The sequence below is a fragment of the Arhodomonas sp. KWT genome, from assembly GCF_010993615.1.
On sequence record NZ_WNXE01000205.1, the window covers coordinates 1 to 3,826 of the forward strand.

The following is a 3,826-nucleotide window of genomic DNA, read 5'->3' on the forward strand; positions in this document are numbered from 1 at the left end:
GGCAACCGGCTTTCGATGGACGAGACGACCCTGGACGGGCTGCAGATCGACCTTCCGGCCCCGCCGGCGGACGGGGGCGACGGCGGCGGGACGTCGGCGGGCGGGGCGGACATGGCGTTCCCGCCGGAGGACTTCCGGCTGTCCCTCCCTGACGCGGTGCCGCTGCCGCTGATCGTCGAGCTCGCCGGCGTCACTCTGCGCGACGCGACGATCCATCGCGGCGAGGCGGCGTACACCCTGTCGCGGCTGCATATTGCCGGTGCCCTCTCCACCGAGCGGATCCGCCTGGACGCGCTGTCGCTGCGCGCGCCGGCGGCGGAGCTAGACGCCCACGGGAAGGTCGGGCTCGGTGGCGACTGGCCGATACAGCTGACCCTGAATGCCCACAGCGGCCGTTATCCCGGCGGCGGGGATCAGACGCTGAAGCTCACCGCCGGCGGCTCTCTCGCGGACCTCGATGTCACCGCCGATGCGGGCGGGCCGGTGAGCGCCCGTCTAGAGGCGCACACCGCACTGTTCACGCCGGGGCTGCCGTCACGACTGCGGCTGCGGGCCGAGGCCCTGGCCTGGCCGCTTACCGGCGAGCCGACCGTGCGTGCCGGCGGTGTGGACCTGCAGGCGGACGGTGGTCTCAAGGGCTGGTCGCTCGGCCTTGACGCCGGAATCGGGGGGCCGGGCATTCCGCAGGGGCAGTGGCGGCTCGCCGCGGAGGGCGACACCGCCCATGCGGCGATCCGGACGCTCACCGGCCAGGTGCTTGGCGGTACCGTCTCCGGGGACGGCGGGGTGGCCTGGGGGGACGGTCTGGACTGGCAGGCACGGATCGAGGTCGACGGTATCGCCGGCGACGCCACCGTACCCCTGCCGGTCCCCGTGAAGCGTCTGGCGCTGACCGCCGACGGAGACACCGGCTCGGCGCGTATCGAGCGGCTGGACGCGGCGCTGCTCGGCGGCAGCGTCTCCGCGAAGGGGCTCGTGGACTGGCGGAGCGGGCTCGAGTGGCAGGCGGCGCTAACCGCCGAGGACCTGGACCCCGGGCAGTACCGGTCGGGGCTGGATGGGCGTCTCGGCGGCCGGGTCGCGACCACCGGCGCGCTGCGCGGCGGCGATCTGAGCGTTGTCCTGGCGATCCCCGGCGTGGAGGGCCGGCTGCGCGGCTACCCGGTCTCGCTCCGCGGCCACCTCGCCCGTGCCCCGGGTGCCGGCTGGCGCTTCGACGGCCTGCGTCTGCGCAGTGGTCCGGACGAGATTGCCGTCGACGGCGGCCTGGCGGACGGCCGCTGGGACGCCCGGGCACGGCTCGATCTGCCCGAGCTGGCCGCCCTCTGGCCAGGGGTGGCCGGCACGCTGAACGGCGACGTCCGCGTCGGCGGCGCGATGACCGCGCCGGACGTGAGCGCCTCGCTGGACGGCACCGGTATCGCCTATCAGGACATCCGCGTGGACCGTCTCGCCGTGGAGGGCAGTGTCGCGGCGCTCATGACCCGCGCCAGCCGCCTGCGCGTGTCCGCCGGCGGCGTCGCCCGGGACGGGCAGGAGCTCGGCGACGTCACCGCCGCCCTGGACGGCACACGGGCACAGCACCAGCTGGTGGTGAACGTGGAAGGCGGCGGGCCGGTCACCGGCTCGCTGCGGCTCGACGGCGGGCTGGCCGCCGACAGCGGCGACTGGGACGGCACCCTGACCGAGGCGACCGTCAGTGCCGGCCCGGAGCGCTGGACGCTCGTCGACCGGCCGGCGCTGCGTTGGCGCGCCGGTCCCGGCGAGCTCCACGTGGACGCCCACTGCTGGCGAAGGGATCAGGGCCGGCTGTGCCTGACCGAACCGCTGGTCGCCGGTGCCGGTGGTGCCCGAGCCGACCTGCGCATCGGCGACCTCCCCCTTGCGGTACTCAAGCCGTGGCTGCCGGAAGGGCTGGCGTGGTCCGCCACCCTGAACGCGGACGCCCGCGTGCGCTGGCAGGGCAGCGGCCTGCCCCGTGTGGAGGTCAGCGCGCGTACCGGTGAGGGCAGCATCACCGCCGCGCGGAGCGAGACCGACGAGCCGGTGACGCTGGACTACCGTTCGCTGACGGTGGATGCCGGCCTGGACGACGACGGTGCGCGGCTGGAGCTGGCGCTCACCGCCGAGCAGCTCGGCTCGGTGAATATCCAGGCGTCAACGGATCCGCGGGCGGCGGAGCCGGGCCTCGACGGGCGCGTGCGCATCGACGGTATCCGTCTCGGACTGGTGCAGCCCTTCCTGCCGCAGCTGCGGCGCCTCGAGGGGACCGTGACCGTGGACGGCAGCCTCGGGGGGCAGCTGCGCGCACCCACCTTCGACGGCACCGTGCGCCTGCGTGACGGTGTGGTCGCCGTGCAGTCCCTGCCGGTCCCGCTGGAGGCGGTGACGCTCTCGGCCCGGATCCAGGGGACCCGTGCGACCCTCAGCGGCGGCTTCAAGAGCGGCGAGGGCCGCGCCAGCCTCGGTGGCAGTATCTCCTGGGGCGACGGGCTGCACGCCAACGTCGCCGTCTCCGGCGAGGGGCTGGAGGTGGCCTATCCGCCGCTGGTGCGGGTACGGGTGAGCCCGGCCATGACCATTACCTACGATGGCAGTGCGCTCAGCGTCAACGGCCGGCTGACAGTGCCCCAGGGCCGGATCACCCTGGAGGAGCTGCCCGAGAACGCCGTCGCGGTCTCGGACGACGTGGTCATCGTCAATCGTGGGGACGGGGGCGGGGAATCCAAGCGGGAGGAGGGCCTCAAGCTCTCGACCAACGTCTACCTCGTGCTCGGCGATGATGTCCGCTTCCAGGGCTTCGGCGTCGAGACCGCGTTGGCGGGCGCGCTGCAACTGCGCCAGATCGGCACCAGCAGCGCCGAGGCCTTTGGGGAAATCAGCCTGGTTGACGGCACCTTCGAGCGCTACGGCCAGCGGCTGAAGATCCGCCAGGGGCGGTTCATCTTCTCCGGCCCCATCACCGAACCGCAGATCGATCTGGAGGCGGTGCGCGACACCGGTGAGGTCATCGCCGGGCTGCGGGTAACGGGCCCGCCCTCGGCGCTGCAGGCGAACGTGTTCTCCGAGCCGTCCATGCCGGAGGCGGATGCGCTGTCGTACCTCATCACCGGCCGCGGCCCCGGCGCCGGCACGCCCGGCGAGAACCAGCTCGTGACCCAGGCCGCGCTGGGGCTGGGTCTGATGGGCGGGCGCGGTATCGGCAGCTCGCTGGCCGGTCAGCTCGGCGTGGAGGACTTTCAGCTGGAGACCGCGGGCAGCGGCCAGGACACCCAGGTGGCGGTGAGCGGCTACGTGGCACCGAACCTGCTGGTGCGCTACGGCGTCGGCGTGTTCTCCCCGGAGAACACCCTCACCCTGCGCTACCAGCTCACCGAGCGGCTCTACCTGGAGGCGGTGAGCGGTATGGAGAGCGCCCTCGACCTGTTCTATTCCTTCGACTTCTGAGGGGGTGCCGGCCGGATCGCCCGGGGGGGTGACGCCTTCGCCCGCTATTCAAGTGCCGGCCGCCGAGCGTGTGCGATATCTCCATCCACGGGCCGGGCATCGGCCACCGGCGCGCGGCGGGCGAGCGTCGGCGGCGCCCGGCGGCCGACGTTCTCCGGTGTCGTGCGGGATGTCGGCTGCCCTGAGCAGCCGACCTACGCGGCCAACCGCGGCCCGATGCCGGTCTCTCCGGTCACGACCTCGTTTGACATCGGCCGTGCCCCGGTACCATGGCACGGCCGTTCCCCTGCTTGTAGGTCGGCTGCTCCTGGCAGCCGACATCTCCGGTGGTGTCTTAACGCCTGCGGCGCCTGGTCCACGCGTACGGCCGAGCCCGGCC

General features: G+C 73.4%; 1 protein-coding gene. It reads left to right on the plus strand.

Going from position 1 to position 3,826, the window contains the following annotated elements:
• A partial coding sequence (locus G7A99_RS16650) for a translocation/assembly module TamB domain-containing protein (protein ID WP_205599887.1) occupies positions 1-3,447 on the plus strand: 3,447 nt, incomplete at its 5' end.
• Between the last annotated feature and the right edge of the window lie 379 nt (positions 3,448-3,826).